Here is a 25,939-nt window from a genome sequence, read left to right on the forward strand (position 1 = left end):
TCCAGGACGGCGCTATCGCCGAACAGGGAAACCTCGACCAACTCATGCAGAAAAACGGCCCCTTCAAAAACCTCTTCGACCAACAGTTCAACAAACACAAACAAAAAGTCGCACAGTAATAGGGGGAGCTCAAGAACAGAGCGCAATGCTCTTTTCAGGCCAATAACTTCCTGATTGCCACGTGCCGTTGAACAGAGATTTTCCGCGCGTCGAGCAATATGCGCATGTTTGACGCGCATATGGCGTAGTGGTAAAATGGCGCAGTCTTGAGGGTAACCAAATGAATGCTCCATCTCGTAGACCGACAAATCTATCACTGGATGGCGATATGCTGTCCGAGGCGCGGGATCTGAAGATCAACCTATCCCGCGCAGCCGAAGACGGCATTCGGGCCGCAGTCGCCAGCGCAAAAGCTGAACGCTGGAAAGCCGAAAACAAGGCCGCACTTGAGAGTTCCAACGCGTATGTCGAGCATAATGGCTTACCGCTGGATGCCTACAGACAGTTCTGATGCCAAAATACGACGTGTTCCCCGACCCGTCAGGTGACGGGTATCTTCTGGACATCCAGAGCGATCTGCTGAGCGGGTTGAACACACGCGTCGTCGTGCCCCTGCTTCCCGAAGCGACGGCGCCGATCCCAGCCACCCGGCTCAATCCCGTCTTTGATATCCAGGGCAAACCGTTTGTAATGGCGACCCAATTCATGGCTGCCGTTCCGGTGGGCATTCTAAAATCGCCAGTCGACAACCTTGATGATCACTTTGCGCAGATCACCGCCGGCATCGACATGCTGATGCAGGGATTCTGACAAGCTTCTGGCCCTTGGAGAACCAAGAGCCAGAAATAAGTATGACAATGAAAATCAGTCGTACAGCACTGCCGCGATCTTCGGATCGTCGATGTTGGATGCGTCGTAGTAGTAGAACCCGGTATCAATCAGGGCAGGAACTTCTTCGCCCTTCATCGCAGCTACAGCAGCCCTGACGGTTTCATACCCGATGCCCACGGGATTCTGAGTGATTGCACCCGCCATCAACCCGCTTTTGATCGCATCTTTCTGGGCCTTACCGCTGTCATACCCGATGATGACCAGCCCCTCGGTCCCCAGTTCTTGCACCCCGTTCACCACACCGATGGCCGAGCCCTCGTTGGTGCCGAAGATGCCATTCAGATCGGGGTTCGCCGTAAGGATTGCTTTGGTCACCTCGGTCGATTTCAGGTGGTCACCCTGACCGTATTGAACCGTGACAACTTCGATGTCCGGGTATTTTTCAGCAATACGATTGACGAAGCCGTCACGCCGATCAATGCCTGTGCGGCTGGTCTGGTCATGCGCAACAACGGCCACTTTGCCTTTGCCGCCAATCATCTCGGCCATCTTGTCCGCAGCCAGCGCAGCCGCGGCCTGATTGTCTGTGGTTGCTGTAGAAACCGGAATGTCGCTGTCAACGCCACTGTCAAAGGCGATGATCGGAATGCCTTTTTCATCAGCTTGCTTCAACAGTGGAATGGCGGCCTGGCTGTCCAGAGCGGCAAAACCGATGGCCTTGGGGTTATTGGCCAAGGCCGCCGCCAGCATGTCGATCTGACGATCCACCATGGTTTCGTTGTCCGGGCCTTCAAAGGTGATCGTGACACCGTATTCCTCGGCGGCTTGTTCCGCACCCGACTTTACCGCCTGCCAGAACTGGTGCTGAAACCCTTTGGACACCAGCGGAATATATATGTCTTCCGCTGATGACATTGATGCAGGTATCGAAAGGCTGGCCGCACTCAGGGCCCCCAAAATGAAACGACGTGTTAGCATGTCTTCTCCTCCAGTTGGTCTTCGTTTCTAATTTTTGTGAATGTTCAACCTGTCTTCCTGCGCCGCGCCATATCGGCGTAAACGGCCAGAATGATGATCGCGCCGGTGACAACGGTCTGCCATTCCTGCGCGACGGACAGCACCCGCAAACCATTGGTCAGAACTGCCATGATCAGGGCACCGATCAGGGTGCCAAGGATCGTACCGCGCCCACCGGACAGGGACGTGCCCCCGATCACGACGGCAGCAATAGCTTCCAGCTCGTAGCCAAGCCCCAGCGCGGGCTGCGCCGAATTCAGACGCGACGCGATCAGGATTCCACCGATACCGCAGATCGCACCTGCCAGAGCGTAAATGCGCATCTTCCAAAGATCGGTATTCACCCCCGAAAGGCGCACCGCTTCTTCGTTCGATCCCAGCGCAAAGGTGTATCTGCCCAGAACCGTGCGCCCCAGAATGTACGAAGCTGCAATGGCAACAAGGAAAAGGATCAGCACGCCATTTGGGATCGGCAAAGCAGGGAAAACCTCTCCGATCAGCGACCCGCGCGAAATCTGGTCAAAACCCGGCGTGTCGTTGAAGTAGATGGGCCGCGTGCCCGAGATCACCAGCGACAACCCTTTTAGGATCAGCATCATACCTAGCGTGGCAATGAAGGGCGGGATTTTCATCTTGGCGACAAAGGTGCCCGAACACAGCCCGCAGAACGCACCCGCCGCAATCGCTGCCACAACCCCCAGCAACAGCGGCATTCCGAGATAGGTCAGCACGACACCGGCAATGACGGCGCAGAACGTCATCAGAGTTCCCACGGACAGATCAATCCCGCCAGTTATGATGACCAGTGTTGCAGCAACCGCCAGCACCCCATTGACCGATGTCGCCTGCAAAATGGCGATCATGTTTGAGGTTTGCATGAAATTCGGCGACGCGATTGAAAACCCGATCAGCAAGGCAATCAAGCTGGCGAAGGCCAGCAGCTTTTGATAGGCGCCGCTTTCGGAGAGACCCGCCAGCGGGCTTTTCTTTTCGATATCCGTTGCTGAGGTCATTACGCTGTTCCTGTTACCTGCATCGCTGCCACCCGCTGGGTCGCCAGATGCATGATGTCTTCCTGAGTGGTGTCTTTGCCGCCCGGCAGAACGCCGGTCAGCCGGCCTTCACACATCACAGCGATGCGATGGCTTAGGCGCATGATCTCGGGCAGTTCCGATGAAATCACGATGATCGTCTTGCCCTGCCCGGCCAGTTCTTCCAACAGCTTGTAGATTTCAGATTTTGCGCCCACGTCGATACCGCGCGTGGGTTCATCGAAAATCAGGATATCGCAATCCCGCAGCAGCCATTTGGCAATGACAACTTTCTGCTGATTGCCCCCGGACAGCAGCCGTACCTCCTGCGTGTCCGAAGGTGTGCGAATACCCAACTGCGTGATGTAACCCTTGGCTGTCGTGCTGATTTCGCCGTCGTTCAAAACACCGACATGTCCGGTGAACATATCCATCGACGCCAGGGCAACATTGTCACGAACGCTCATCCCGGTGGCGAGGCCGAAATGCTTGCGATCCTCGGAAAGATAGCCAATGCCCGCCTTGACGGCATCGGATGGCGTGCGGATCGAGACCACTTGCCCATGCACCCGGATTTCTCCGCTATCCTTGGGATCTGCCCCGAAGATTGCCCGCGCAACTTCGGTACGTCCGGCCCCCATCAGCCCGGCAAAGCCCAGGATTTCACCCTTCAGAACCGAGAAGCTGACATCGTGGATTTCGTGACCCCGACACAGCCCGGTCACTTCCAGCGAAACTTCGGCATCGCTCAGATCGGGGGGAACCAGCGGCTCTTCCTTGACTTCGCGACCTACCATCATCGCGATAATCTGGCTGATCGGCGTTGCTGCCGCGTCAACTGTGCCAACGTATTCTCCGTCGCGCATCACCGTGACCCGGTCAGCGATCTGCTTCAGCTCATCCATTTTGTGGCTGATATAGACAATGCCCACGCCTTCGGCCTTCAGACGGCGGATGATGACGAACAGCTCGGCAATTTCAGCATCGTTTAGGGCCGCGGTCGGTTCATCCATGATCAGAACCCTGGACCGGAAAGACAGGGCCTTGGCGATCTCGACCATCTGTTGTTTGGCGATGGTCAGACTGCCGACCTGCGCCCTAGGGTCGAGGTTTAGGTTCATGGACGCAAAAATCTCGGCTGTCTGTGCATTCAACGCGGCATCGTTCAGTCGGCCAAACCGTTTACGAGGTTCGCGGCCAATAAAAATATTCTGTGCCACCGTCAGATCATTCATCAGGCTCAGTTCCTGATGGATGATACCGATACCCAAAGCCTGCGCCTCGCGTGGCGTGGTTGGGTTTGCATTACGCCCTTCGATTTGCAGTGTGCCGCCGTCGCGCTGATAGATCCCCGAAAGGATTTTCATCAGCGTGCTTTTGCCTGCACCGTTCTCGCCCATCAGCGCATGGACTTCACCGGGCACCAGATCGAACTGCACTGATTTCAGCGCATGGACTCCGGGAAAGTGTTTCTCGATCCCCGACATGTCGACCAATTTTGTCATTTACCCTCCCAAACACCCCTCTCCCCAAGGGGTGGTGCGGCCTACATCACCGCGCCGATTTGCCAGGGGACAAATTCGACCCCTCCAAAGCCAAGTTCTTCGCTTTTTGTTTGTTCACCCGATGCAACGCGGATCAGCATTTCGAACAGCTCTTCGCCTTTTGCCTCGATGCTCACGCCGTCTGTGACGATGTCCCCACAGTTCAAATCCATGTCTTCCGACATCCGGGCATACATTTCGGAATTGGTTGCCAGCTTGATGCAGGGCGTTGGTTGATAACCCGAAACCGAGCCCCGCCCGGTGGTGAACACGATCAGGTTCGCGCCTGATGCCACCTGCCCCGTGACCGAGCATGGGTCGAAACCGGGGCTGTCCATGAAAACAAACCCGGTCCTGTCGATTTTCTCGCCAAACTTGTAAACACCGCGCAAGGGCGCGGTTCCGCCTTTGGCGACAGCGCCCAGCGATTTCTCAAGAATGGTCGTCAACCCGCCGCGTTTGTTGCCGGGGCTAGGGTTGTTGTTCATCTCACCACCGTTGCGGTGAGTATACCCCTCCCACCAGCGAATGCGTTCTATCAGCTTTTCCCCGACTTCAACGGTCTCGGCCCGCCGGGTCAAAAGGTGTTCTGCACCGTAGATTTCCGAGGTTTCGGACAAGATCGTCGTACCGCCATGCCGCACCAGCAAATCCGAGGCATAACCCAAAGCGGGATTGGCGGTGATCCCGGAATAGCCATCCGACCCGCCGCATTGCATTCCAACCGTTATCGCACTGATCGGCGCAGGTTCGCGTTCGGCCTTGTTCGCGAGTTCGGCAATCCCGCGCAGTTCGTTCAATCCACGTTCAATGGTACGGCGCGTACCGCCCTCACTCTGAATGGTCATGTAACGCAGCACGCCATCAGGACGGATCGGACGACCCCCAACCAGATCGGCTACCTGCATCACCTCGCACCCCAAACCGATCAGAAGGATACCGGCGAAATTCGGGTGCTGGGCATATCCAGCCAATGTCCGGAGCAGTGTGGCATAGCCTTCATCTTTTCCCGACATCCCGCATCCGGTGCCATGAACGATCGGGACGATACCGTCCACATTCGGGTACGCGTCCAACAAGCCCCGTTTCTCGGTGGCTTCGGCTATGAACCTCGCCACGGAGCCAGAGCAATTCACTGTTGTCAAAATGCCGATGTAGTTGCGCGTGCCGACCTTGCCATCGGCGCGGTGGAAGCCCTGGAAGATACGGGAGCCTGAAATCTCGGGCAGCGGCGTGTTCGCGCTTGCATATGCGTAGTCCTGCTGATGCGCCCCCATACCCAGATTATGGACATGAACATGCTCGCCCGCGGCGATATCCGCTTTGGCCTGACCTATGATCTGTCCGTAGCGGATCACATTCTCACCTGCCGCAATCGGGGCGGTGGCGATCTTGTGCCCGCGTGCGATTTCCGTGGGAAGCTGCACCGATAACCCATCCGGTTGCGCGCCGGCTTTCAGGTCGCGCAACGCGATGATCACGTTGTCATCCGGGTTCAGCCGGATTGTGTCACGGGCCGGGCCGCCCGGGGCTTTGATCTCTGAAACTGGGTGCATGGATTCCCCGCTTGTTCGCCACAGAGCTACGGGGATAAACCGCTCTTGTCAACTAACATGTTAGTATGATAGTTCAGATTTATGAACCACCCATACGACATTGACGCCACCCGCCTGCCCGACATTTCAACACTTGAGGGGTCGCTCGCGCAGCGGGTTTACCAATCCATCAAACAGGCGATCCTGGCATTGGATTTCCCTCCCGGCGCTAACCTTCGGAAGGCGCCGATCTGCGCGCAGTTGGGTGTGTCCCGCGCACCTGTCGCGGACGCCATAACCAGGCTTTCCGCCGAAGGGCTGGTGGATGTGGTGCCGCAATCGGGTACACGTGTGTCCTTTTTCTCGATGGATGAAATTCGCGAAGGCGCCTTTCTGCGAGAGGCCTTGGAGCTGGCAACAGTGGCCAAGGTTGCGCGTGACCTGACCGAAGATCAGCGCAAAAAGCTGAGCCGCAATGTGCGCCTGCAACAGTTGTTGATCGAAGATGAAGACATTGCCGGGTTCTATCACGCAGATGAGGAATTTCACGCCCTGTTGATGGCGTTCACCGGGATGCTTCGCCTGCCGGATGTGGCACAGACCGTGTCGCTACAGGTCAGCCGCGCACGGATGTTGCTGTTGCCGACACCCGGCCGCATTGCGGAAACACTGGCCGAACACCGGGCGATATTCGATGCCATCAATGCCCATGACGAACGTGCGGCACAAGACGCCATGCGCCATCACCTTGGCCAACTGATGCCTCGGATCGAACGGCTGCAACAGGAAAGACCGCAGCTGTTCAACTTAACGCCCCAAACCACCCGAGAGGCAGGATGACCGTTTCGCAAACCGCTCTTCTGAACAACAGAACGTCCCGGCCCGTGCCGCTGACCCGCATGGGGTTTGGCGGCGCACCTTTGGGCAATCTTTATCGCAAGGTCTCGGATGCTGATGCGCAAGCTGCGCTCCAATCCGCATTTGACGCAGGCATCCGGTTTTTCGACACCGCGCCGCAATACGGGTTGGGCCGGTCCGAGTATCGCTTTGGCGAAGCGATCAGGCGGTTTGGACGTGAGAACATCCAGCTATCGACCAAAATTGGTCGTCTACTGCTGGATTGCGAACCACATGAGGTGACGCCCGAAGCGTTTGTGGACGTTCCGCAGAAACGCATTGTGTTCGACTATACCTATGACGGCGTCATGCGGTCATATGAGGCAAGCCGGGACCGGATCGGTGTTGCCAATGCAGACATTCTTCTGGTGCATGACGTCTGCGCTTTCAGTCAGGGAAGTCAGGAAATGTCAGACGCCAAAGTGCGCGAGTTGTTCGATGACGGCGGTTACAAGGCGCTGGTTGAACTGCGAGACGCAGGCGAGATCGCCGCGATTGGCGCGGGCGTGAACGAATGGCAGGTTTGCGAGAAACTGCTGGGTCTTGGCGATTTCGACGGGTTTCTTCTGGCGGGTCGGTATACGCTTTTGGAACAGGAAGCCTTGAACAGTTTTCTGCCGCTTTGCGAAAAGCGTGATGTGGGCATCATTCTGGGCGGGCCGTATAATTCGGGCATCCTCGCTACCGGAGCGGTGCCAGGGGCCAAGTATAACTATTCCGATGCGCCTGAGGATATTCTTGAACGGGTGCGCAGGATCGAAGCCGTCTGTGCGGCCCATGGCACACCACTGATCGCAGCCGCGCTGCAATTTGTTCTGGGACACCCCGCCGTGAAAACGGTTGTTCCGGGCGCTGTTAACGCGGCCGAGGTTCAAGCCAATGTCGCCCTGCTGGAACGCTCCATCCCCGCCCAGCTTTGGTCAGACCTGCGTACCGAAGGCCTGATCCGGTCAGATGCCCCCTTGCCCAAGGAACCTGTCAATGCTGCGTAACCTCGACCCGCTGCTGTCTCCTGAATTGCTGTACGCCCTGCGCGCCATGGGCCATGGCGATGAAATCGTTATTGCGGACGCCAATTTCCCGGGCTCAAGCCTTGGGCCCGACTGCATCCGTGCGGATGGTTCAACAGCAAGCGACCTGCTTGGCGCCGTGTTGTCTGTCATGCCGCTGGATACATTCGTGCCCGACCCCGCGCTGACCATGCAGGTTGTCGGTGATCCCGAAGCCGTGCCCGAGGCCGTCGCAGATTTCCAAAAGATCATCGACGCGCAGGCTGATAACCCCGCGCAAATTCAGGGTCTGGACCGGTTCGCCTTCTACCAACGCGCGGCATCCGCATTTGCCATCATTCAGACCGGCGAGCGCAGGCTCTACGGCAACATCATTCTGAAGAAGGGCGTGATCGCATGAAGATCGACGCCCATCAGCATTTTTGGGCGCTGTCGCGTGGTGACTATGGGTGGCTGACACCCAACCTGGGCCAGATTTACCGGGACTTCGGGCCAGATGACCTTGCGCCATTGTTGCAAGCACAGGGCATCGACGGGACAATTCTGGTTCAGGCCGCGCCGACCGTCGCCGAGACGGAGTACCTGTTGTCACTGGCCGACAAGACACCCTTTATCAAGGGTGTGGTTGGCTGGGTCGATTTTGACGCCCCTGATGCGCGTGCACAAATCACCAGACTTGCCGCTCATCCCGCTTTGGTTGGATTGCGGCCGATGATACAAGACATCGCTGATCCGAACTGGATGCTCGACTCGGCACTGACGCCTGCCTTTGAGGCCATCCAGTCAAACGATCTGACTTTTGATGCCCTCACCCTACCCCGACACCTAGGCCCGTTACGTCAACTTGTGGCGCGGCACCCAAACATGCGGGTTGTGATTGACCATGGTTCGAAACCTCTGATCCGGGAGGGTGTACTTGACGGGTGGGCCGAAGACATGGCCGCCATCGCGCGGGACACCAACGCGTTCTGCAAACTGTCCGGTCTTGTCACCGAAGCTGCGCCTGACTGGACGGTTCGGGACTTGTACCCCTATGTAGATCACTTACTGAACACGTTCGGACCATCGCGGTTGATCTGGGGCAGCGACTGGCCGGTCTGCACACTGGCCAGCAGCTATGAACGCTGGATCGATGCAACCGCTGAACTGCTAAGCGCACTTTCCTCCAATGACTGCGAAACCATCCTCGGAGGGAATGCGGCCAAGGCTTATCACATCAGGATTTGATGGTGCTGCACCGGACCCCAAACACGCGACGCACTGCTTTGCGCCCGCTGATCCTGCCCAGTGTTTTCCCTGAGGCGCGAACAGACGGGTAGTTATCCCCAACACACCACCCGGTTTCGGGAAAACCATGAGGACCAGAATGACATCGCATCAGCCTTCTGACCGACTAAAAGGCAAAACCGCATTCATCAGCGCCGCTGGACAGGGCATCGGACGTGCCACGGCCGAACTGTTCGCAGCCGAAGGCGCGCATGTCTTTGCCAGCGACATCAACGAAACCACATTGGCCGAGCTTTCGGAAATCGACGGGATCTCTCCGATCCATCTCGACGTGACAGATGCGCATGCCGTGAAACGTGCCGTGGCTGAGTTGCCACCGCTGGATATCCTGTTCAATTGCGCGGGTTACGTGGCAAACGGAACCATTCTTGACTGTGAAGAGGACGACTGGGATTTCAGTTTCGATCTTAATGTGAAGGCCATGTATCGCATGATCCGTCTGACCCTGCCCGCGATGTTAGGAAACGGCGGAGGATCGATAATCAATATGTCCTCGGTCGCCTCGTCGATGAAGGGCGTTCCAAACCGGTTTGTATATTGCGCATCAAAGGCTGCCGTAATTGGCCTGACCAAGTCGATCGCCGCCGATTTCGTCACGCAAGGCATTCGGTGCAACGCCATCTGTCCCGGCACTGTCGACAGCCCCAGCCTGCACGAGCGTTTGCGGGCGACGGGCGACTACGAAAAGGCGATGACGGATTTCATCGCCCGCCAGCCAATGGGGCGCATTGGAACCGCGGACGAGATTGCCGATCTGGCGCTCTACCTTGCGAGCGACAGCAGTGCATTTACCACTGGTCAGCCCTTTGCCATTGATGGCGGATGGGCGATTTAAGCTGAAAGGGATCACAATATGAAACTACTGCGGTTTGGCGCCTTGGGTGCTGAAAAGCCCGGGCTGCTGCACGACGATGGCACAATTCGCGACCTGTCAGGCGTCATCGACGATATTTCGGGCGACGTTCTCAGCGACGAAGGGTTGGCGCGACTGCGCGCGCTGAATGCACAAGATTTGCCGATGGTTGAAGGCAACACCCGTTTAGGGGCGTGTGTCGGCCATGTGGGCAAGTTCATTTGCATCGGCCTGAACTATGCCGACCACGCGGCAGAAAGCGGTATGGAATTGCCGCAGGAACCTGTGATCTTTTTCAAGGCGACATCGGCCATTATCGGGCCGAACGACACGGTGGAAATCCCGCGCGGGTCCGTCAAGACCGACTGGGAGGTCGAATTGGGCGTGGTGATCGGCAAGGAAGCGAAATACATCTCCGAGGCCGAAGCAATGGATCACGTCGCAGGTTATTGTGTGGTCAATGACCTGTCAGAACGTGATTTTCAGCTTCACCGCTCGGGGCAGTGGGTCAAGGGCAAGTCGGCAGACACATTCGGCCCCATTGGTCCATGGCTGGTGACGCGGGACGAGATAGCAGATCCACAGAATCTACCGATGTATCTTGAGGTCAACGGCCACCGTTATCAGGACGGCTCGACCCGGACGATGCATTTCGGCGTGGCAACTGTGATCTCACACCTGTCGCAATTCATGTCCCTGCAACCGGGCGATGTGATCTCGACCGGAACTCCGCCGGGGGTGGGCATGGGGCAAAACCCGCAAGTCTATCTGAAACCCGGCGACACGATGGAGCTGGGCATCGAAGGTCTGGGCATTCAAGAACAGAATGTGATCGCGGGATAATCGGGCACAACCAGATGTCAGCCCGAATACATTATCAGGCGAGGGAAACCTCGCCTGATAATTTTTGACTTAGGCTACCAGATCGAACCGGTCGTTGTTCATGACCTTTGTCCAGGCCGCCACGAAGTCGCGCACGAACTTCTGGGCATTATCGTCCTGGGCATAGACCTCGGCGTAACCACGCAGGATCGAGTTCGAGCCGAATACCAGATCCGCGCTGGTTGCGGTGAACCTGACCTCACCCGAGGCACGATCACGCAGCTCATATGTGCCGCCGTCAACCGGGTGCCAGCTGAGCGACATATCCGTCAGGTTGACGAAGAAGTCGGTGGTCAACTGACCCACGCGGTCCGTGAAGACCCCATGCGCCGATCCGCCGTGATTGGTACCCAGCACACGCAGGCCGCCCACCAGAACCGTCATTTCGGCAGCGGTCAGACCCAGCAGTTGCGCTCGGTCCAGCATCATCGCCTCGGGTGATACCGCGAATTCCTTCAGCTGCCAGTTTCTAAACCCGTCCGCCAGCGGCTCCAGCACCGAGAAGCTATCGGCATCGGTCTGCTCATCCGTTGCGTCGCCGCGACCGGCCGAGAACGGAACCGTCACGTCAAAGCCTGCGGCTTTGATCGACTGTTCCAGACCGACGTTACCCGCCAGAACGATCACGTCGGCGATCGAGGCCCCGGTTTCCGCTGCAATCGGCTCCAGCACGCCCAGCACTTTTGCCAGACGCTCGGGCTCGTTCCCTGCCCAGTCTTTCTGTGGTGCCAGACGGATACGCGCACCATTTGCGCCGCCGCGTTTGTCCGAGCCACGGAAGGTACGGGCACTGTCCCACGCGGTGGTGATCATCTCGACCGCGGTCAAACCGCTGTCGGCGATCTTTGCCTTGACGGCACCGACGTCATACGCGGTCGAACCCGCAGGGACCGGGTCCTGCCAGATCAGCTCTTCTGACGGGACGTTTGGGCCATAGTAGTTGACGCGTGGCCCCATATCGCGGTGGGTCAGCTTGAACCAAGCGCGGGCAAAGGTGTCGGCAAAGTAATCCGGGTCGGCCATGAACTTCTGACAGATCGCATTGTAAATCGGATCGATCTTCATTGCCATGTCCGCATCGGTCATGACCGGCATACGCCGAACCGAAGGGTCGGTCGGGTCGACCGGCTTTTCATCTTCCGGCATTTCGATAGGCTGCCACTGTTGTGCACCCGCGGGCGATTTACCCAATTCCCACTCATATCCGAACAGGTAATCGAAAAAGCCCATGTCGAATTTGGTCGGGTTTTTCGTCCACGCACCCTCGATACCAGAGGTGAATGCGTTGGTTGCCTTGCCGTTCTGATCGGGGTTGTTCCAACCCAGACCCTGACCGGAGACCGGGCAGGCTTCGGGCTCGGCGCCGATATGATCGCCTGCCATCGCACCATGGGCTTTGCCGACTGTGTGACCACCGCAGGTCAGCGCCGCCGTCTCTTCGTCATTCATCGCCATGCGGGCAAAGGTTTCGCGGATGTGCAGCGCTGTTTTCGCCGGGTCCGGATTACCGTTCACACCTTCGGGGTTCACATAGATCAGGCCCATGTGCACCGCGCCCAGCGGGTTTTCCAGCGTGCCGGGGGTTTCCAGATCGCCATAGCGGTTCTCGGACGGAGCCAGCCACTGGTTTTCCGAACCCCAGTAGACGTCTTTTTCCGGGCCCCAGATATCTTCGCGGCCAAAGCCAAAGCCAAAGGTCTTCAGACCCATGGCTTCGTAGGCAACCGTTCCCGACAGAACAATCAGGTCTGCCCAGGACAGCGCATTGCCGTATTTCTTTTTCACCGGCCAGAGCAGACGGCGCGCTTTATCAAGGCTGGCATTATCCGGCCATGAGTTCAGCGGTGCAAAACGGATGTTGCCCGAGCCTGCGCCACCACGACCATCCCCCAGACGGTACGACCCGGCAGAGTGCCACGCCAGTCGGATCATCAGGCCGCCATAGTGGCCCCAATCGGCCGGCCACCAGTCCTGACTGTCGGTCAGCAACGCTTCGACGTCAGCACGAACAGCGTTGAAATCCAGCCCTTTGACTGCCTCGCGGTGGTTGTAATCCGCGTCCATCGGGTTGGTGCGGGTGTCGTGCTGGCTCAGAATGTCCAGGTTCAGCGCATCCGGCCACCATTTGGTGACAGAGTTGCCCGTGCCCGTGTTCCCGCCATGCAAGATTGGGCAGCCGCCGGATTGGTGATTGTGGGGATTACCGTCCATTGTAAATCTCCTGAGTATTTACCGAGGGGTTCAGATGTCTTGACTCGTACCTTACGGTTTCGATAATTGGAAATTTGTAATTACTATCATTGCGATTAATTTTTCCTATGAAGTCACTCACACTTAAACACCTGCGCTACTTCGAAGCGCTTGCCACCCACGGCCACTTTGGCAAGGCGGCGGCAGCCAGCGCGATATCGCAACCCGCGCTTTCCATACAAATCAAGGAGCTGGAGGCCATAATGGGTGGCCCCTTGGTCGAACGCGCAGCACGCGAAACCCGCCTGACCGCGCTTGGCGAAGATGTCCTAAAACATGGCCGCGAAATCCTGACGCGGGTCGAAGATTTGGGGAATCTTGTGCAATCTTCCGCTGGTCCCTTGTCGGGTCGCATCAGAATCGGGGTCATCCCCACGGTCGCGCCTTATTTGCTGCCATCAATCATTAAGGCACTGTCGCAACGATTCCCGCAGCTGACGATCGAACCCAAAGAGACCATCACCCAAACCCTGATCGGCGAAATTCTGGACTCCAGACTGGATTTTGCCGTTGTCGCTTTGCCGGTCTCGGAACCTAGCCTTCGGGAATTTTCGTTGTTTAACGAAGACTTTCTGCTGGTTCGCCCGGCGCGGGACGCCGGGTTGCCAATGCCAAGTTCGTCACAGCTCAGAACCATGCGGCTGCTGTTGCTGGAAGAAGGGCATTGTTTCAGGGATCAGGCGCTTTCGTTCTGTTCGATCCGCAATATCGAACCGCAACACATTATGGAGGGCAGCTCTCTGTCCACACTGGTGCAGATGGTCGGGGCGGGCATCGGTGTGACGCTGATACCGGAAATGGCCGTGGGGCTGGAAACCCGGTCTGCCGACGTGTCCATCGCCCGCTTTCAGGATACTCCACCAACCCGGACCATCGGCCTGATCTGGCGAAAGACCAACCCGCTGGGCGAAAACCTCCTGAAAATTGGCGCAATTATTCGCAAAACCGCCGAAGAAAACGCTGGAGGCATGGGGCAAATGAAACCGGAACCAAACGGCTGATCACTAACCGCTTTAGTGCTATGCGCGGCAATTACCCGGAAAACACATCATATGCCTTCAACGCTTTGGCGCTGTAGGCATAAGACGGCCCGCCACCCATATAGGTCGCCATTGCCAATGCCTCGCACATCTCGTCTCGGGTGGCACCCAGCCGGACAAGGGAACGCACGTGAAATCCGATGCAGCTGTCGCAGCGGGTCGCGATGGCGATGCCAAGGGCCATGAATTCCTTGGTTTTCTCACTCAGCGCGCCATCGGTCTTGGCGGCCTTGCCCATGATGCCAAAGCCGCGCACGGTTTCGGGCACTTCCTTCGAAAAAGTTCCGATATTGGCCTCGGTCTCGGCCATGAAAGCTTTCCAGTCCATATCCATTCTCCTTATCCGCGCTCGTCCGCGCCCATGCGACGCTCCAGCCAGCGCACACCGGCACTGATGATCAGAACCAGGATCAGGTATTCAAAGATCAACAGGGTATAGATTTCCAACGGGCGGTATTCCGTGACCACCAGCTCATTCGCGCGCCGGGTCAGTTCCTGCATCCCGATGACGCTGGCGAATGCGCTCATCTTGACGATGTAGATGAACTGGTTTGCCAAGGGCGGCAGAATGCGCCGGACTGCCTGCGGCAGGATCACATAGCGCATGGTCTGCACATAGTTCAACCCGATGGTCTGCGCCGCTTCGCTCTGACCACGCGCAATGGATTGAATGCCTGCGCGGTAAATCTCGGCAGTGAAGGCGCTGTCAGAAATCGCCAATGTGATGATCGCACCCCAAAAGGGATCGATGGGGACATTCATGCCCATCGACTTGAACACGATGGGCAATCCGTAAAAGACCCAGAACAGCATCGGCAGCAGGGGAATGGCGCGAATGAATTCAACGTAAACACGGTTGACCAGTCGCCAGCCGCGTTTCTCGGACAATCCCGGCAGGGCCACCATCAGCCCCAGTACGATCGACAACACGGCCGCGATCAGTGAAATCTGGATCGTTGCCCCCATCCCTGAGATCAGGAATTTTACATTGATCCAACCCGATGCTGTGGTCGGGTTGATCACATACCAACCCCAGGTCTGGGACGACGAACAGCCTGTGAGCATCAGCAGGGGCATTATCATAAAGAGTTTTTTCATCTGCCCCTCTTAGTGCTGCAGTATCTGTGACAGGAATTTGCGACACCGATCAGACTGAGGGTTGGAGAAGAAATGTTCCGGCTTGCCTTCTTCGACGATCTCACCAGCATCCATGAAGATCATCTTGTCAGCCACTTTGCGGGCAAACCCCATCTCGTGGGTCACGACCACCATGGTCATGCCCTCATTCGCCAGTTCCACCATAACTTCCAACACTTCCGAGATCATCTCGGGGTCCAGCGCCGACGTGGGTTCATCAAACAACAGCACGCGTGGCTCCATGCACAGGGACCGCGCGATGGCCACGCGCTGTTGCTGACCACCGGACAACTGCATGGGCTTTTTGTCCGCCTGATCGGGAATATGTACCCGATCCAGATAATGGCGCGCTTTTTCTTCCGCGTCCTTCCGGCTCAGGCCGCGCGCTTTGATCGGGCCCAGAGTTAGGTTTTCCAAAACGGTCAAATGTGGAAACAGATTGAATTGCTGGAAAACCATCCCGACTTCTGACCGAATGGTTGCCGCAGATTTTGCATCATCCGTCAGCTCAATCCCGTCTACACGAATGGTACCTTTCTGGTGCTTTTCCAACTGGTTGATACATCTCACAACGGTCGATTTTCCTGACCCGGAAGGTCCGCATATTACCACCTTTTCGCCGCTGTTGACTGTCAGATTGATGTCCTTGAGAACGTGAAAGGTATCAAACCACTTGTTCACATCCACAAGTTCGATTGCGGCGTCTGGCATAAGCTGAATTGCCCCTATTTTAGCCTCAGTATAAAATTTTCTTGAGGTTGTCTTTCCCTTTAGACTTAAATCAATGAAGAATACGATCACAAGATCGTAACGCCACCAACGGGAGATACCTATGAGCGTTTTTTGGAAAGCCGCGGCGGCTGCCGTGTTGGGGCTTGTATTGTCAGGTTCCGCACAGGCGCAATCTGCGCTGAACGAGATTCTGGATTCCGGCGTGCTCAAGGTTGGCACCACAGGTGACTGGAACCCTATGACACTGCGCGACCCGGCAACCAACAGCTACAAAGGGTACGACATCGACATTATGAATGCACTGGCCGCCGATCTTGGCGTTGAGGTCGAATTTGTCCCCACCGACTGGAAAACACTGGTGAATGGTGTGGTCGCGGGCAAGTACCACCTGACCGGGTCGGCATCGATTTCACCACCGCGCATGAAAGTTGCGGGTTTTTCCGACAGCTATATCTCGGTGGAACTCTTCCCCTACACCACCAAGGAAAAGGCCGACAAATTCGACGGATATGACTCGATCAATCAACCCGGAGTTAAGGTCGCGACGACTTTGGGCACCACGTTTGAAAAACGGGTCCGCGAGTGGTTCCCTGACGCCGAGATCAAGGTGGTCGAGGCCCCAGCCCGCGGTTTTCAGGAAGTTATCGCCGGTCGTGCTGATGTGTTCATCACGTCGAACATCGAAGGATCGACACTAGAGGAGAAATTTCCAGTAGAGCGCGTGAAAAACGCTGGCCCCCGATCACCTTCGCCGATTGCAATGATCCTGCCACAAGGCGACCAGATCTGGATAAATTATGTTAACAACTGGATCGAAGTGAAAAAAGCGGAAGGCTTCTTTGAAGCAAACCGCGATAAATGGGGGCTCTGACGCCTTCAAGGACGTGCGGATTTTCTAACGCCCGGTCCTAAGGCCCGGGCGTTTTCGCTGGCCATCTGGTTTTTCAGAAAAGAGGATGCAGACACGCAACCTGAAGGATTTCATCATCCAGTTCAGGCAATGTTTGCCTGCACTGTTCAGTCGCGAGCCAGCATCGTTGCGCAAAAGCGCACCCTTTCGGGATGTTCATGGGTGACGGCAACTCGCCTTCCAGCTTGATCCGCTCTTTCCGGGCATCCGGGTCGGCACGGGGCGTCGTGGAGAGCAACGCCTTGGAGTACGGATGTCGGGGAGCAGCGAACAGCTTCTCTTTCGGACCTTTTTCGACCGCGCGCCCCAGATACATGACAATCACGTCGTCGGCGAAATGCCGGACAACCGACAAGTCATGTGAAATGAACAGGTAGGCCAAGTTCAGCCGTTCCTGAAGATCGACCAGCAAGTTCAGGATCTGCGATTGAATCGACACATCCAGTGCCGAGACAGGTTCATCCAGAACCAGCACCTTTGGGTCCAGCATAAGCGCCCGCGCAATGGCGATCCGCTGGCGCTGCCCACCCGAGAACATATGCGGATAGCGGTCATAATGTTCCGGGCGCAGGCCCACCATCTCGATCATCTTGCGTGCCTGCATTTCACGGTCGGCGGCCGTCATCTGAGGCCGGTTGATGATCAGCGGTTCCTGCAGGATCTGGCCGATGCGCTGACGCGGATTCAACGAGCTATAGGGATCCTGAAAGACGATCTGCACCGTCTCTCGCATCTTGCTCCATTGCGAAGGGGTAATTTCGACCCCGTTTATCGTCAGGCTGCCCGAGGTTGGTTCTTCGATCATTGTGATCAGTCTGGCCAGCGTAGACTTGCCACAGCCTGACTCTCCGACAATGGCCAATGTTTTTCCCGGTTGCAGGTCGAAATCCACCCCCGACAGCGCCTTTACGGTTGCGGGTTTGGACAGCAACCCGCCTTTGACCGTGTAAAACCGGGCCAGGGCGTTGGCCTGAACGATAGGTGTGGTCATACCAGCTCTCCGGCGGCAATCTTTTCAACATGGTGACAGCGCGCCTTGCCAAATGCCTCGGCATGAGGGGTCGGCGGGGTCTGAGCGCAGGTCGCATCGGCAAAGCGGCACCGTGGGCTGAAAAGGCATCCTTTTGGCCGGTCGAATTGCCCAGGGACAACACCTGGAATCGTCGGCAGAATCTTGGACGTTGCCCGCTCCGGCAAAGCACTTAGCAGGGCCGTGGTATAGGGATGACGCGGCGTTCGAAACAAATCCCTGACAGGCTGTTCTTCAACCTTTTGCCCGGCATATTGCACCTGAACCCGCTCGGCGGTTTCCGCCACGACACCCATGTCATGGGTGATCAGAACCAGACCCATGCCATGCTCATTACGCAACCGGATCAACAGATCCAGAATCTGCGCCTGAATGGTCACGTCCAGCGCCGTGGTCGGTTCATCCGCGATCAGCAGCTTGGGGTTGCAGGCAATGGCCATCGCGATCACAACCCGTTGGTTCATGCCCCCTGACATTTGATGCGGAAAGGAATTCAGGCGGCTTTCAGGCGCGGGAATGCCAACCTGATCGAACAATTCGACCGCACGCTCGTGACGCTCTTTTCGGTTCAGGCCAAGGTGGATGCGCAATGCCTCTTTGATCTGAAACCCGACAGTAAAACAGGGGTTCAGCGAGGACATCGGTTCCTGAAAGATCATCGCCATGTCCTTACCAATGATCTTGCGCCGTTCGCGGGCCGAGATACCGGACAGGTCACGGCCCTCAAAGCTCATCTCATCGGCGGTGATCGTGGCGGTCCAGGGCAGCAAGCCCATCAGTGCCAGCATCGACACGGACTTGCCCGAACCGCTTTCGCCGACGATGGCCAGCAATTCGCCTTTGTCGACCGACAGGTCAACACCGTCCACGGCGCGGAAACTACCCGAAGATGTGGCGAACTCGACAGTCAGATTACGGATCTGCAAAAGGCTCATGCGATCAGCTCCGTTTCAGTTTCGGGTCCAGGGCATCCCGCAACCCGTCACCCATCAGATTGATGGCAAGCACGGTGACCAGAATCGCGAGACCGGGGAAGGTTACAACCCACCATGCGCGCAGGATGAACTCGCGCGCTTCAGCCAGCATGGTGCCCCATTCTGGTGTGGGGGGCTGCGCGCCCATGCCCAGAAACCCAAGGGCCGCCGCGTCCAGAATGGCAGTCGAAAAAGACAGGGCCGCCTGAACGATGATTGGCGCCAGACAGTTGGGCAATACCGTGATGAACATCAGCCGCGACTTGCCAGCACCGGCCACACGAGCCGAGGTCACATAGTCTTTCTGCCGTTCCGCCAGAACCGACGCGCGGGTCAGGCGCACGTAATGCGGTTGAAACACGATGGCGATAGCAATCATCGCATTGGTCAGTGATGGGCCCAGAATGGCGACCAGAACAAGGGCGAGCAGCAGAGACGGGAAAGCCAGGACGATGTCCATCACCCGCATAATCAACGTATCAACCCATTTGGGCGCAAAACCCGACAGAAGGCCGACCATTACGCCGCCCGTTACGGCAACACAGACCACAACGATCCCCACAAAGAAGGAATAGCGTGAACCCATGATCAGCCGCGACAGCATATCCCTGCCCAATGGATCGGTGCCCAACGGGAAGGCCCAGCTTCCGCCTTCCTGCCAGGCAGGGGGTTGCAGGATATGGTCCCGGAACTGTTCGGTCGGATCATAGGGGGCCAACAAAGGGGCAAAGGCCGCACAGAACACAAAGGCGGCAAAAACCCACAACCCGATCACGGCACCGCGGTTTTCGCTGAAATAGTACCAGAACTCTCGCAGTGCGCTGGGACGATTTTCGGCCATTGGTTGGTTCGACGAAAGCTCGGTCATCATCGTCTCCGGATTTTGGGGTTGATGATGCCGTACAAAACATCGACCAGCAGGTTCACCAGCATCACGATCACCGCGATCATCAGCAAACCCCCTTGCACCACCGGGTAATCCCTGCGGAAAATACTGTCGACCATCCACTTGCCGATGCCCGGCCAGCTGAAGATGGTTTCAGTAAGAATTGCCCCCGCCAGCAACGTACCAACCGACAACCCGATCACCGTGACAACCGGTATCAGCGCGTTACGTAGCGCATGCAGCCCGTTTACCCGGGTCGGCGACAACCCTTTGGCACGCGCGGTGCGGATGTAATCCTCGCCCAGAACCTCCAGCATCGCCGACCGGGTCTGACGCGCGATCACGGCCAGCGGAATAGTACCCAGCACAATCGTCGGAAGGATCAGATGACGAACGGCCGACCCGAATGCGCCTTCCTGTCCGGACAAAAGACTGTCGATCAGCATAAAGCCAGTGACACTTGGGAAGTAATAAAGCAGGTCGATCCGGCCGGACACCGGTGTCCAGCCAAGATTGCCCGAAAACACGATGATCAGCAGCAGCGCCCACCAGAAGATGGGCATCGAATATCCGACCAATGCCGAAGACATCAGTGCCCTGTCAAAAAACTTCCCCCGGTTTACCGCCGCAATCACACCGGCAGGCAGACCCAATGCGATGGCGAAGATCATGGCGCAGAGCGAAAGTTCCATTGTCGCGGGGAACAGCGAAAAGAACTCCTCCCAGACCGGTTTTTTTGTGACAAAGCTTTCGCCGAGATCGCCCTGCAAAACTCCGGCAAGGTATTCCCAGTATTGCTGCAACACCGGTTTGTCGAAACCCAGCTTTTCTACCATTTCCTGGTAGCGTTCTTCAGTCATGCCGCGCTCGCCGGCCATGACGATGATCGGATCACCCGGTAGCACCCTGATAAACATGAATGAAATCAACGTCACGCCCAGAAAGGTCGGGACGAACAGGCCAATGCGGGTGAGTAAGTAACCAAACATCAGCGACCTATGATTGTAAGCTCTTTGGGGAAATGGGTCAGCGACCGGCAGCCATCCTCAGTGACAAGCACATCATCTTCGATGCGAACGCCAAAACTTTCGAGCGCATACAGACCTGGTTCATTCGTCCAGACCATACCCGGCAGGATTTTCTGATGATTCCCACGCATGATATAAGGTGCCTCATGCACATCCCGACCCAACCCGTGACCCGTTTTGGTGCGAATACGATCCGCAAATGGCGAGGCCTCGAGCACGCTTATGACCGCATCGTCGATGTCATGGGCCGTTACACCCGGGCGGCAGGCTTCGAACCCGGCTTTGTTGGCGCGCAGAACGGCATCGTAGACTTCCCTGCCCTCGTCTGACACGTCCTGAACAAAGAAAGTTCGCGTAATATCGGCGGCGAAACCATCTTTGCGGGCACCGAAATCGAACAGTAACGCGTCGCCTGCCCTGATCTGGTAGTCGTTGCGCGCTTTCCCATGCGGCCGTGCCGAATTGTCGCCAGCCGCTACGATGGGTGAAAACGCCAGTGACTCGGCCCCTTCTGCAAACAGCGCCTGTATCAGGGCTTGCTCGATCTGTTTTTCGGTCTGGCCGACACGCACATCTGCAACCACACGACCCAGAGCACGTTCCGAGATATCGATGGCCGCCTGCATCGCAGCAATGTCTTCATCGGTCTTAATTATGCGCAGGCCCGAGATTTCGCGTTCACCGTCGACGATCCGTAAGCCCGGCAAAGCACGGGTGAACGCCGCAGAGACGAAAACCCGCATCACCTGACCTTCCACCGCAAGCGAGCGGATCGGCATTTGTGCGGCCAATGCGGTAAACGCATCGTCATAACCGGTCTGATCGCGCCAATCGAAAACAGCGCCCTCGAACCCGACAAGATCCCATGAGGCCAGTTCCAGATTGGGCACAATCGCCGCGGCCTGTCCCTCAGGCGGGACAACGACCACGAAGGGCCGTTCGTGGCTCATGAAAGCTTTTCCCAAAGCGCGGGTGAAATTCGGGCCAGGTACAAGAGCAACAGCGTCGACTGACATGTCCCGTGCCAGTTGACGATATTCAGACAGATCCGGCATTCAGGCCGACCTCCTCAATAAGAAAGCCGGAGCCGCCAAACAGGCGGCTCCGGTGAGTGAGTGGTGGCTTACTCGACGCTCACACCATAGAAGATGTGGCCGCCCAGCGGGTGCACTTTGTAGCCTTGCACCTTGTTGCTCATCGGCATGAATACAACCGAGTGAGCAATGGTTGCCCATGGGGCCTGCTCTTTAAACACGACCTGAGCTTCTTCATACAGTTTGGTCCGCTCGGCCTGATCGGTGCTTTGCTTGGCTTTCAGGATCAGATCCTCGAACGGCTGGTGGCACCATTGCGCGCGGTTCGATGCTTCGACACCGTCACAACCCAGCAGAACGGCCAGGAAGTTGTCCGGATCGCCGTTATCCCCGGTCCAGCCCAGCAAAACAGCACCATCGCGGTTCAGTTCTTTCGATCGTGACAGGTATTCGCCCCATTCGTACGAGACGATTTCGACGCCCACACCAACCTTGGCAAAATCGGCCTGAATCAGCTCGGCCATGCGGCGGGCATTAGGGTTATAGGGGCGCTGAACCGGCATCGCCCAGACCTTCATCGACAGGTCCGAGACGCCTTCGGCCTCAAGCATGGCCTTGGCCGCTTCGGGATCATATGGATCGTCCGCGATGGCGTCGTTATAGCCCCACATGGTTGGCGGGATCGGGTTCTTGGCAGCCTGGCCCGAGCCCTGGAAAACCACGTCGATGATCGCCTGCTTGTCGATCGCCATGTTCAACGCCTTGCGAACCTTGGGGTTGTCGAACGGCGCCATCGTGGTGTTGTAGGCAAGATACCCGACGTTCAGCCCTTCCTGCTCCATCATGTTGATGTCTGCATCATCCTTCATCGCCTGAATGTCAGCCGGGTTCGGGTAAGGCATCACATGGCACTCGCCAGCTTTCAGCTTCTGGTAGCGAACAGACGCGTCCGGCGTAATGGCAAAGATCAGGTTTTCGACCTGCGCCGGTTCCTTCCAGTAGTCGCCATTGGCCGCATAGCGGATCACCGCGTCTTTCTGGTAGGCCACGAACGAGAAAGGCCCGGTCCCGATGGGCGCGGTATTCAGTTTTTCAGGCGTTCCGGCAGCCATCATAGCATCGCCATATTCGGCTGACATGATCGAAGCAAAATCCATCGCCATGTTCGCAACAAAGGGTGCCTCTGGCTTGGACAGGGTGAACTTCACCGTGTAGTCATCAATCTTCTCGATAGAAGAGACCAGATCCGGCATCCCCATACCCTGGAAGTATTCCCACGTGCCGCCAGACACTTGGTTATAGGGGTGGTTCTCGTCCTTTTGGCGCATGAACGAAAAGATTACGTCATCAGCGTTGAAGTCTCGGGTCGGGGTGAATTCGTCATTCGAATGGAATTTAACACCCTGGCGCAGCTTGAACGTGTATTCCAGGCCATCATCACTGGCCTCGACACTTTCAGCCAGACCGGGGATCACATTGGTTGTACCGGTTTCGAATTCAAGCAACCGGTTATAAATGGGATGCGACGAGGCATCAAAGGTAGTCCCTGCGGTAAACAGTGCAGGGTCAAACCCCTCGGGTGAACCTTCGGAACAATACACCAGGGTATTTGCCTGTGCCACGGCACCCGACAGGGCTATTGCCGTGGTTGCGGCCAGAAGATTGAGTTTCATGATTTTCTCCCAGAAATGGACTTGGCAAGACAATCGCAGGGCTCTTTGTCGTCAGAGCGTTCAGTGACAATACAGGTCGTTGCGATATCCCTGACAAATGTATCCAAAATACAAAACCTGTTGTCAACCGGCTCTGTCACTGACTTTCGTGAAAGATTCCTGTTGCCAGGGCGTGTCTTGAACCTGAAAGCGCCCTGCCCCAAGGAAATCACGAAGGGCAACACTTACATTCCACTGGGCCCGGCGGTTTGGCCACAGATATCGACTGTCATTGACCCGAAGTCATTCAGGTAAGAAAGGAATCTAACTTTGACCGTTAGCTGATGAAGCATCCTTGCGCATATCGCGAATGCAATCGTAGCCCAGCCAGAATAAGACTGTCAGTGCAACCAGAAATACGTAGGGAAGCAGCGAGATATGCATAACCAACACGCCATAGAACATGGCGGCGTACGCAGCGATTTGGACTATCACCAACAAACCCCACGCAACCATTCCCCAAAGATTGCGCGCTTTCCTCTGACCGGCCGAGTTGCGCAGGCTCTGACACTCTGCCTCGTTCACCACAGGGGACGCGGCACGCGTTGAATTGAGAATGCCGTTGGTGTCGAGCGCGCTGGATCGACATGCATCGAAACAAGGGGCCGCCTCTCGACAGGTGGGCGCAGTGTGTAGCATTGATTGAGTCCTTGGACATCTGGGGTTTGGCAGCGAGCCTTCACTGTGCCCCAAGACACCGACCCCCTGCACCATGCCGCGCGCGAGATCAGGTTCCACCGTTGCCGTCTTGCAATCATATCCAGCGGAGAAATGCCGATCCTCGCTCAGGCGCAGCATAAAACCGCACAAATAGTCGATTGGCCCGCGAAAACCGCGATCAGATGAGGTCTGAAGAAATTTCTCATGACCCTCGGTGGCTCATGACTTTTGGCGCGGTTTCGGAAACGCACTAACCGCCGAACAGGGACTTCGCATGCTTCCAGCGCTCTATTCTACTGCGTCCTTCGATGCTGAAGGCGAATACCCTGTACCCGTACCATGATCTCCTCGTTAGATAACCCATTAACTTCTAATAGGGGTTTCGGTTCAGGTATCGCTTACAAGTTCATTTGTGTACAAATTGGAAAGATTGCGCTCAAGTACGTGTCATATCCAGCCTCCGAGGATGCCATGCCGATTGAACACGCCCCCTTCAGCCAAGCGGAATATGACCGCAGGATCGCCAAGACCCGAAGCGCTATGGAAAAAGCGGGGCTAGAGCTACTGTTTGTCACCGACCCTTCGAACCAGGCTTGGCTGACTGGCTATGATGGTTGGTCCTTTTATGTGCATCAGGGCGTATTGCTCGGCATGGAAGGTGAGCCGATTTGGTGGGGACGCCAGATGGATGCATTGGGTGGGTTGCGCACTTGCTGGATGTCCAAGGACAACATTCGCGGCTATGAAGACCACTACGTTCAATCAACCGTACGCCATCCCATGCAGGATCTGGCAGGCCACATTCGCGCGCTCGGGCTGGGTACAACCCGCATCGGCGTTGAGATGGAGAACTATTACTATTCCGCAAAGGCACACGAGGTTTTGGGCACGGAATTGCCCGAAGCGACGCTGGTGGATGCGACGGCACTGGTAAACTGGCAGCGTCTGATCAAGTCGGAAGAAGAAATTGTATTTATTCGCAAGGCGGCCCGGATTTCGGAAAAAGTAATCCAAACGGCCATTGATCGCGCTGCAGTGGGAGTGCGCAAGAACGACCTTGTCGCAGATATCTTTCATGCCGGGATTACCGGGGTTGAGGATGATTGGGGGGATTACCCAGCCATTGTCCCTTTGACACCCTCAGGGCTGGATGCCACAGCCGCGCACCTGACATGGAATGGCGCACCGATGAAGAAAGGTGAAGCAACATTTTTCGAACTGTCAGGCTGCTATCGGCGCTACCACGCTCCGCTTTGCCGCACGGTTTATCTTGGCACTCCGCCGCCGGAAATGCGGGACGCGGAACACGCACAGATCGAAGGGATAGCTGCGGGTCTAGAGGCTGCCCGGGCTGGCAATCGGACCAGCGACATTGCAAACGCTTTTCTTAAGGTTCTTGCCCGTCACGGAATCGAACGGGAGGGGCGCATGGGATACCCTATCGGTTTGAGCTATCCGCCAGATTGGGGCGAACGGACAGCGTCGATCCGCGCCGAAGACGAGACCATTCTGCAACCGGGCATGGTTTTCCATTTCATGCCTGCGTTGTGGATGGACAGCTGGGGCCTTGAGACCACGGAAACCATTCTTATCACTGAAAACGGCCCCGCCGAAGCCCTATGCAATATCGAGCGAAAGCTCTTTGTGAAAGACTAAGCC

Annotated in this window: 27 protein-coding genes; 11 read left to right on the plus strand and 16 right to left on the minus strand. The window is 56.8% G+C overall.

The window, feature by feature from the left end; translation table 11 throughout:
* A partial coding sequence (locus ACR0AM_RS17940; RefSeq protein WP_480623603.1) for a hypothetical protein occupies positions 1-293 on the minus strand: 293 nt, incomplete at its 3' end.
* On the opposite strand from ACR0AM_RS17940, the gene ACR0AM_RS17945 reads away from it, so the two are divergent.
* Together ACR0AM_RS17945 and ACR0AM_RS17950 are read left to right on the plus strand one after the other, a co-directional pair.
* Positions 281-511: a type II toxin-antitoxin system CcdA family antitoxin gene (locus tag ACR0AM_RS17945; RefSeq protein WP_480623604.1), complete on the plus strand. Its 231-nt coding sequence runs from the start codon at positions 281-283 to the stop codon at positions 509-511. The two genes, ACR0AM_RS17940 and ACR0AM_RS17945, sit on opposite strands and share 13 nt — an antisense overlap.
* Complete coding sequence (locus ACR0AM_RS17950) at positions 511-810, plus strand: CcdB family protein (RefSeq protein WP_480623605.1); 300 nt, start codon at positions 511-513, stop codon at positions 808-810. Before ACR0AM_RS17945 ends, ACR0AM_RS17950 begins: the two co-directional genes overlap by 1 nt.
* Before the next feature lie 54 nt (positions 811-864).
* On the opposite strand, the gene ACR0AM_RS17955 is transcribed toward ACR0AM_RS17950, so the two are convergent.
* Genes ACR0AM_RS17955 through ACR0AM_RS17970 form a run of 4 tightly spaced genes read right to left on the minus strand, consistent with a single transcriptional unit; the run spans position 865 to position 5,979 of the window.
* Positions 865-1,809 carry a substrate-binding domain-containing protein gene (locus ACR0AM_RS17955; RefSeq protein WP_480623606.1) on the minus strand — a complete coding sequence of 315 codons (945 nt, stop codon included), beginning with the start codon at positions 1,807-1,809 and terminating at the stop codon, positions 865-867.
* 44 nt (positions 1,810-1,853) lie between these two features.
* Positions 1,854-2,861: an ABC transporter permease gene (locus ACR0AM_RS17960; RefSeq protein ID WP_480477577.1), complete on the minus strand. Its 1,008-nt coding sequence runs from the start codon at positions 2,859-2,861 to the stop codon at positions 1,854-1,856.
* Positions 2,861-4,384: a sugar ABC transporter ATP-binding protein gene (locus ACR0AM_RS17965; protein ID WP_480623607.1), complete on the minus strand. Its 1,524-nt coding sequence runs from the start codon at positions 4,382-4,384 to the stop codon at positions 2,861-2,863. Before ACR0AM_RS17965 ends, ACR0AM_RS17960 begins: the two co-directional genes overlap by 1 nt.
* A gap of 41 nt (positions 4,385-4,425) precedes the next feature.
* Positions 4,426-5,979, minus strand: a complete 1,554-nt coding sequence (locus tag ACR0AM_RS17970; RefSeq protein ID WP_480495888.1) for a UxaA family hydrolase — start codon at positions 5,977-5,979, stop codon at positions 4,426-4,428.
* Positions 5,980-6,060: 81 nt separating this feature from the next.
* Here ACR0AM_RS17970 and ACR0AM_RS17975 point away from each other — a divergent pair, with 81 nt between their 5' ends.
* The 6 genes from ACR0AM_RS17975 (at position 6,061) to ACR0AM_RS18000 (ending at position 10,848) form a co-directional block, all read left to right on the plus strand.
* Positions 6,061-6,798, plus strand: a complete 738-nt coding sequence (locus ACR0AM_RS17975) for a GntR family transcriptional regulator (protein WP_480623608.1) — start codon at positions 6,061-6,063, stop codon at positions 6,796-6,798.
* Positions 6,795-7,847, plus strand: coding sequence for an aldo/keto reductase (locus ACR0AM_RS17980; RefSeq protein WP_480623609.1), 1,053 nt, complete (start codon positions 6,795-6,797; stop codon positions 7,845-7,847). The genes ACR0AM_RS17975 and ACR0AM_RS17980 overlap by 4 nt, the downstream gene beginning before the upstream one ends.
* Complete coding sequence (locus ACR0AM_RS17985; RefSeq protein ID WP_480623610.1) at positions 7,837-8,265, plus strand: RbsD/FucU family protein; 429 nt, start codon at positions 7,837-7,839, stop codon at positions 8,263-8,265. The genes ACR0AM_RS17980 and ACR0AM_RS17985 overlap by 11 nt, the downstream gene beginning before the upstream one ends.
* Positions 8,262-9,092 carry an amidohydrolase family protein gene (locus tag ACR0AM_RS17990; protein ID WP_480520821.1) on the plus strand — a complete coding sequence of 277 codons (831 nt, stop codon included), beginning with the start codon at positions 8,262-8,264 and terminating at the stop codon, positions 9,090-9,092. The genes ACR0AM_RS17985 and ACR0AM_RS17990 overlap by 4 nt, the downstream gene beginning before the upstream one ends.
* Positions 9,093-9,231: 139 nt before the next feature.
* Positions 9,232-9,987, plus strand: a complete 756-nt coding sequence (locus ACR0AM_RS17995) for an SDR family oxidoreductase (RefSeq protein WP_480623611.1) — start codon at positions 9,232-9,234, stop codon at positions 9,985-9,987.
* Positions 9,988-10,005: 18 nt separating this feature from the next.
* Positions 10,006-10,848, plus strand: a complete 843-nt coding sequence (locus tag ACR0AM_RS18000) for a fumarylacetoacetate hydrolase family protein (RefSeq protein WP_480623612.1) — start codon at positions 10,006-10,008, stop codon at positions 10,846-10,848.
* A gap of 69 nt (positions 10,849-10,917) precedes the next feature.
* Here ACR0AM_RS18000 and katG read toward each other — a convergent pair whose 3' ends face one another.
* Positions 10,918-13,098, minus strand: coding sequence for a catalase/peroxidase HPI (katG, locus tag ACR0AM_RS18005; protein WP_480623613.1), 2,181 nt, complete (start codon positions 13,096-13,098; stop codon positions 10,918-10,920).
* Between the two features lie 107 nt (positions 13,099-13,205).
* On the opposite strand from katG, the gene ACR0AM_RS18010 reads away from it, so the two are divergent.
* Positions 13,206-14,138: a hydrogen peroxide-inducible genes activator gene (locus ACR0AM_RS18010; RefSeq protein WP_480520830.1), complete on the plus strand. Its 933-nt coding sequence runs from the start codon at positions 13,206-13,208 to the stop codon at positions 14,136-14,138.
* A gap of 31 nt (positions 14,139-14,169) precedes the next feature.
* Here ACR0AM_RS18010 and ACR0AM_RS18015 read toward each other — a convergent pair whose 3' ends face one another.
* Genes ACR0AM_RS18015 through ACR0AM_RS18025 form a run of 3 tightly spaced genes read right to left on the minus strand, consistent with a single transcriptional unit; the run spans position 14,170 to position 16,025 of the window.
* On the minus strand, positions 14,170-14,505 hold the full coding sequence (locus tag ACR0AM_RS18015) for a carboxymuconolactone decarboxylase family protein (RefSeq protein WP_480477599.1): 336 nt from the start codon (positions 14,503-14,505) through the stop codon (positions 14,170-14,172).
* Positions 14,506-14,516: 11 nt separating this feature from the next.
* The gene (locus tag ACR0AM_RS18020) at positions 14,517-15,275 is read right to left on the minus strand and encodes an amino acid ABC transporter permease (RefSeq protein ID WP_480520832.1); all 759 of its coding nucleotides are present in this window, start codon (positions 15,273-15,275) and stop codon (positions 14,517-14,519) included.
* Positions 15,276-15,284: 9 nt separating this feature from the next.
* The gene (locus ACR0AM_RS18025) at positions 15,285-16,025 is read right to left on the minus strand and encodes an amino acid ABC transporter ATP-binding protein (protein WP_480520834.1); all 741 of its coding nucleotides are present in this window, start codon (positions 16,023-16,025) and stop codon (positions 15,285-15,287) included.
* A 121-nt stretch (positions 16,026-16,146) separates the two neighbouring features.
* On the opposite strand from ACR0AM_RS18025, the gene ACR0AM_RS18030 reads away from it, so the two are divergent.
* Positions 16,147-16,917, plus strand: coding sequence for a transporter substrate-binding domain-containing protein (locus ACR0AM_RS18030; RefSeq protein WP_480520836.1), 771 nt, complete (start codon positions 16,147-16,149; stop codon positions 16,915-16,917).
* A gap of 73 nt (positions 16,918-16,990) precedes the next feature.
* On the opposite strand, the gene ACR0AM_RS18035 is transcribed toward ACR0AM_RS18030, so the two are convergent.
* From ACR0AM_RS18035 to ACR0AM_RS18065, 7 genes are all read right to left on the minus strand, one after another.
* Complete coding sequence (locus tag ACR0AM_RS18035) at positions 16,991-17,947, minus strand: dipeptide ABC transporter ATP-binding protein (protein ID WP_480623614.1); 957 nt, start codon at positions 17,945-17,947, stop codon at positions 16,991-16,993.
* The gene (locus ACR0AM_RS18040; protein ID WP_480555657.1) at positions 17,944-18,921 is read right to left on the minus strand and encodes an ABC transporter ATP-binding protein; all 978 of its coding nucleotides are present in this window, start codon (positions 18,919-18,921) and stop codon (positions 17,944-17,946) included. The genes ACR0AM_RS18035 and ACR0AM_RS18040 overlap by 4 nt, the downstream gene beginning before the upstream one ends.
* A 4-nt stretch (positions 18,922-18,925) precedes the next feature.
* Positions 18,926-19,828, minus strand: a complete 903-nt coding sequence (locus ACR0AM_RS18045; RefSeq protein WP_480488831.1) for an ABC transporter permease subunit — start codon at positions 19,826-19,828, stop codon at positions 18,926-18,928.
* Positions 19,828-20,835 carry an ABC transporter permease subunit gene (locus ACR0AM_RS18050; RefSeq protein WP_480477613.1) on the minus strand — a complete coding sequence of 336 codons (1,008 nt, stop codon included), beginning with the start codon at positions 20,833-20,835 and terminating at the stop codon, positions 19,828-19,830. The genes ACR0AM_RS18045 and ACR0AM_RS18050 overlap by 1 nt, the downstream gene beginning before the upstream one ends.
* Complete coding sequence (locus ACR0AM_RS18055; protein ID WP_480495869.1) at positions 20,835-21,929, minus strand: M24 family metallopeptidase; 1,095 nt, start codon at positions 21,927-21,929, stop codon at positions 20,835-20,837. The genes ACR0AM_RS18050 and ACR0AM_RS18055 overlap by 1 nt, the downstream gene beginning before the upstream one ends.
* 68 nt (positions 21,930-21,997) lie before the next feature.
* A complete protein-coding gene (locus tag ACR0AM_RS18060) occupies positions 21,998-23,581 on the minus strand; it encodes an ABC transporter substrate-binding protein (protein WP_480495867.1) in 1,584 nt (527 codons plus the stop codon).
* A 303-nt stretch (positions 23,582-23,884) separates the two neighbouring features.
* A complete protein-coding gene (locus ACR0AM_RS18065) occupies positions 23,885-24,259 on the minus strand; it encodes a hypothetical protein (RefSeq protein WP_480488825.1) in 375 nt (124 codons plus the stop codon).
* 492 nt (positions 24,260-24,751) lie between these two features.
* Between ACR0AM_RS18065 and ACR0AM_RS18070 the strand changes: the two genes are divergently transcribed.
* Complete coding sequence (locus ACR0AM_RS18070; RefSeq protein WP_480623615.1) at positions 24,752-25,936, plus strand: M24 family metallopeptidase; 1,185 nt, start codon at positions 24,752-24,754, stop codon at positions 25,934-25,936.
* The last annotated feature ends 3 nt before the right edge of the window (positions 25,937-25,939 follow it).

Source organism: Ruegeria sp. AD9, assembly GCF_056542305.1.

Excerpts from the sequence above, each read along its gene's own strand:
- ACR0AM_RS17945 (WP_480623604.1), top strand. The coding sequence starts at position 281 with ATGAATGCTCCATCTCGTAGACCGACAAATCTATCACTGGATGGCGAT.
- ACR0AM_RS17950 (WP_480623605.1), top strand. The coding sequence starts at position 511 with ATGCCAAAATACGACGTGTTCCCCGACCCGTCAGGTGACGGGTATCTT.
- ACR0AM_RS17955 (WP_480623606.1), bottom strand. The coding sequence starts at position 1,809 with ATGCTAACACGTCGTTTCATTTTGGGGGCCCTGAGTGCGGCCAGCCTT.
- ACR0AM_RS17960 (WP_480477577.1), bottom strand. The coding sequence starts at position 2,861 with ATGACCTCAGCAACGGATATCGAAAAGAAAAGCCCGCTGGCGGGTCTC.
- ACR0AM_RS17965 (WP_480623607.1), bottom strand. The coding sequence starts at position 4,384 with ATGACAAAATTGGTCGACATGTCGGGGATCGAGAAACACTTTCCCGGA.
- ACR0AM_RS17970 (WP_480495888.1), bottom strand. The coding sequence starts at position 5,979 with ATGCACCCAGTTTCAGAGATCAAAGCCCCGGGCGGCCCGGCCCGTGAC.
- ACR0AM_RS17975 (WP_480623608.1), top strand. The coding sequence starts at position 6,061 with ATGAACCACCCATACGACATTGACGCCACCCGCCTGCCCGACATTTCA.
- ACR0AM_RS17980 (WP_480623609.1), top strand. The coding sequence starts at position 6,795 with ATGACCGTTTCGCAAACCGCTCTTCTGAACAACAGAACGTCCCGGCCC.
- ACR0AM_RS17985 (WP_480623610.1), top strand. The coding sequence starts at position 7,837 with ATGCTGCGTAACCTCGACCCGCTGCTGTCTCCTGAATTGCTGTACGCC.
- ACR0AM_RS17990 (WP_480520821.1), top strand. The coding sequence starts at position 8,262 with ATGAAGATCGACGCCCATCAGCATTTTTGGGCGCTGTCGCGTGGTGAC.
- ACR0AM_RS17995 (WP_480623611.1), top strand. The coding sequence starts at position 9,232 with ATGACATCGCATCAGCCTTCTGACCGACTAAAAGGCAAAACCGCATTC.
- ACR0AM_RS18000 (WP_480623612.1), top strand. The coding sequence starts at position 10,006 with ATGAAACTACTGCGGTTTGGCGCCTTGGGTGCTGAAAAGCCCGGGCTG.
- katG (WP_480623613.1), bottom strand. The coding sequence starts at position 13,098 with ATGGACGGTAATCCCCACAATCACCAATCCGGCGGCTGCCCAATCTTG.
- ACR0AM_RS18010 (WP_480520830.1), top strand. The coding sequence starts at position 13,206 with ATGAAGTCACTCACACTTAAACACCTGCGCTACTTCGAAGCGCTTGCC.
- ACR0AM_RS18015 (WP_480477599.1), bottom strand. The coding sequence starts at position 14,505 with ATGGACTGGAAAGCTTTCATGGCCGAGACCGAGGCCAATATCGGAACT.
- ACR0AM_RS18020 (WP_480520832.1), bottom strand. The coding sequence starts at position 15,275 with ATGAAAAAACTCTTTATGATAATGCCCCTGCTGATGCTCACAGGCTGT.
- ACR0AM_RS18025 (WP_480520834.1), bottom strand. The coding sequence starts at position 16,025 with ATGCCAGACGCCGCAATCGAACTTGTGGATGTGAACAAGTGGTTTGAT.
- ACR0AM_RS18030 (WP_480520836.1), top strand. The coding sequence starts at position 16,147 with ATGAGCGTTTTTTGGAAAGCCGCGGCGGCTGCCGTGTTGGGGCTTGTA.
- ACR0AM_RS18035 (WP_480623614.1), bottom strand. The coding sequence starts at position 17,947 with ATGACCACACCTATCGTTCAGGCCAACGCCCTGGCCCGGTTTTACACG.
- ACR0AM_RS18040 (WP_480555657.1), bottom strand. The coding sequence starts at position 18,921 with ATGAGCCTTTTGCAGATCCGTAATCTGACTGTCGAGTTCGCCACATCT.
- ACR0AM_RS18045 (WP_480488831.1), bottom strand. The coding sequence starts at position 19,828 with ATGACCGAGCTTTCGTCGAACCAACCAATGGCCGAAAATCGTCCCAGC.
- ACR0AM_RS18050 (WP_480477613.1), bottom strand. The coding sequence starts at position 20,835 with ATGTTTGGTTACTTACTCACCCGCATTGGCCTGTTCGTCCCGACCTTT.
- ACR0AM_RS18055 (WP_480495869.1), bottom strand. The coding sequence starts at position 21,929 with ATGCCGGATCTGTCTGAATATCGTCAACTGGCACGGGACATGTCAGTC.
- ACR0AM_RS18060 (WP_480495867.1), bottom strand. The coding sequence starts at position 23,581 with ATGAAACTCAATCTTCTGGCCGCAACCACGGCAATAGCCCTGTCGGGT.
- ACR0AM_RS18065 (WP_480488825.1), bottom strand. The coding sequence starts at position 24,259 with ATGCTACACACTGCGCCCACCTGTCGAGAGGCGGCCCCTTGTTTCGAT.
- ACR0AM_RS18070 (WP_480623615.1), top strand. The coding sequence starts at position 24,752 with ATGCCGATTGAACACGCCCCCTTCAGCCAAGCGGAATATGACCGCAGG.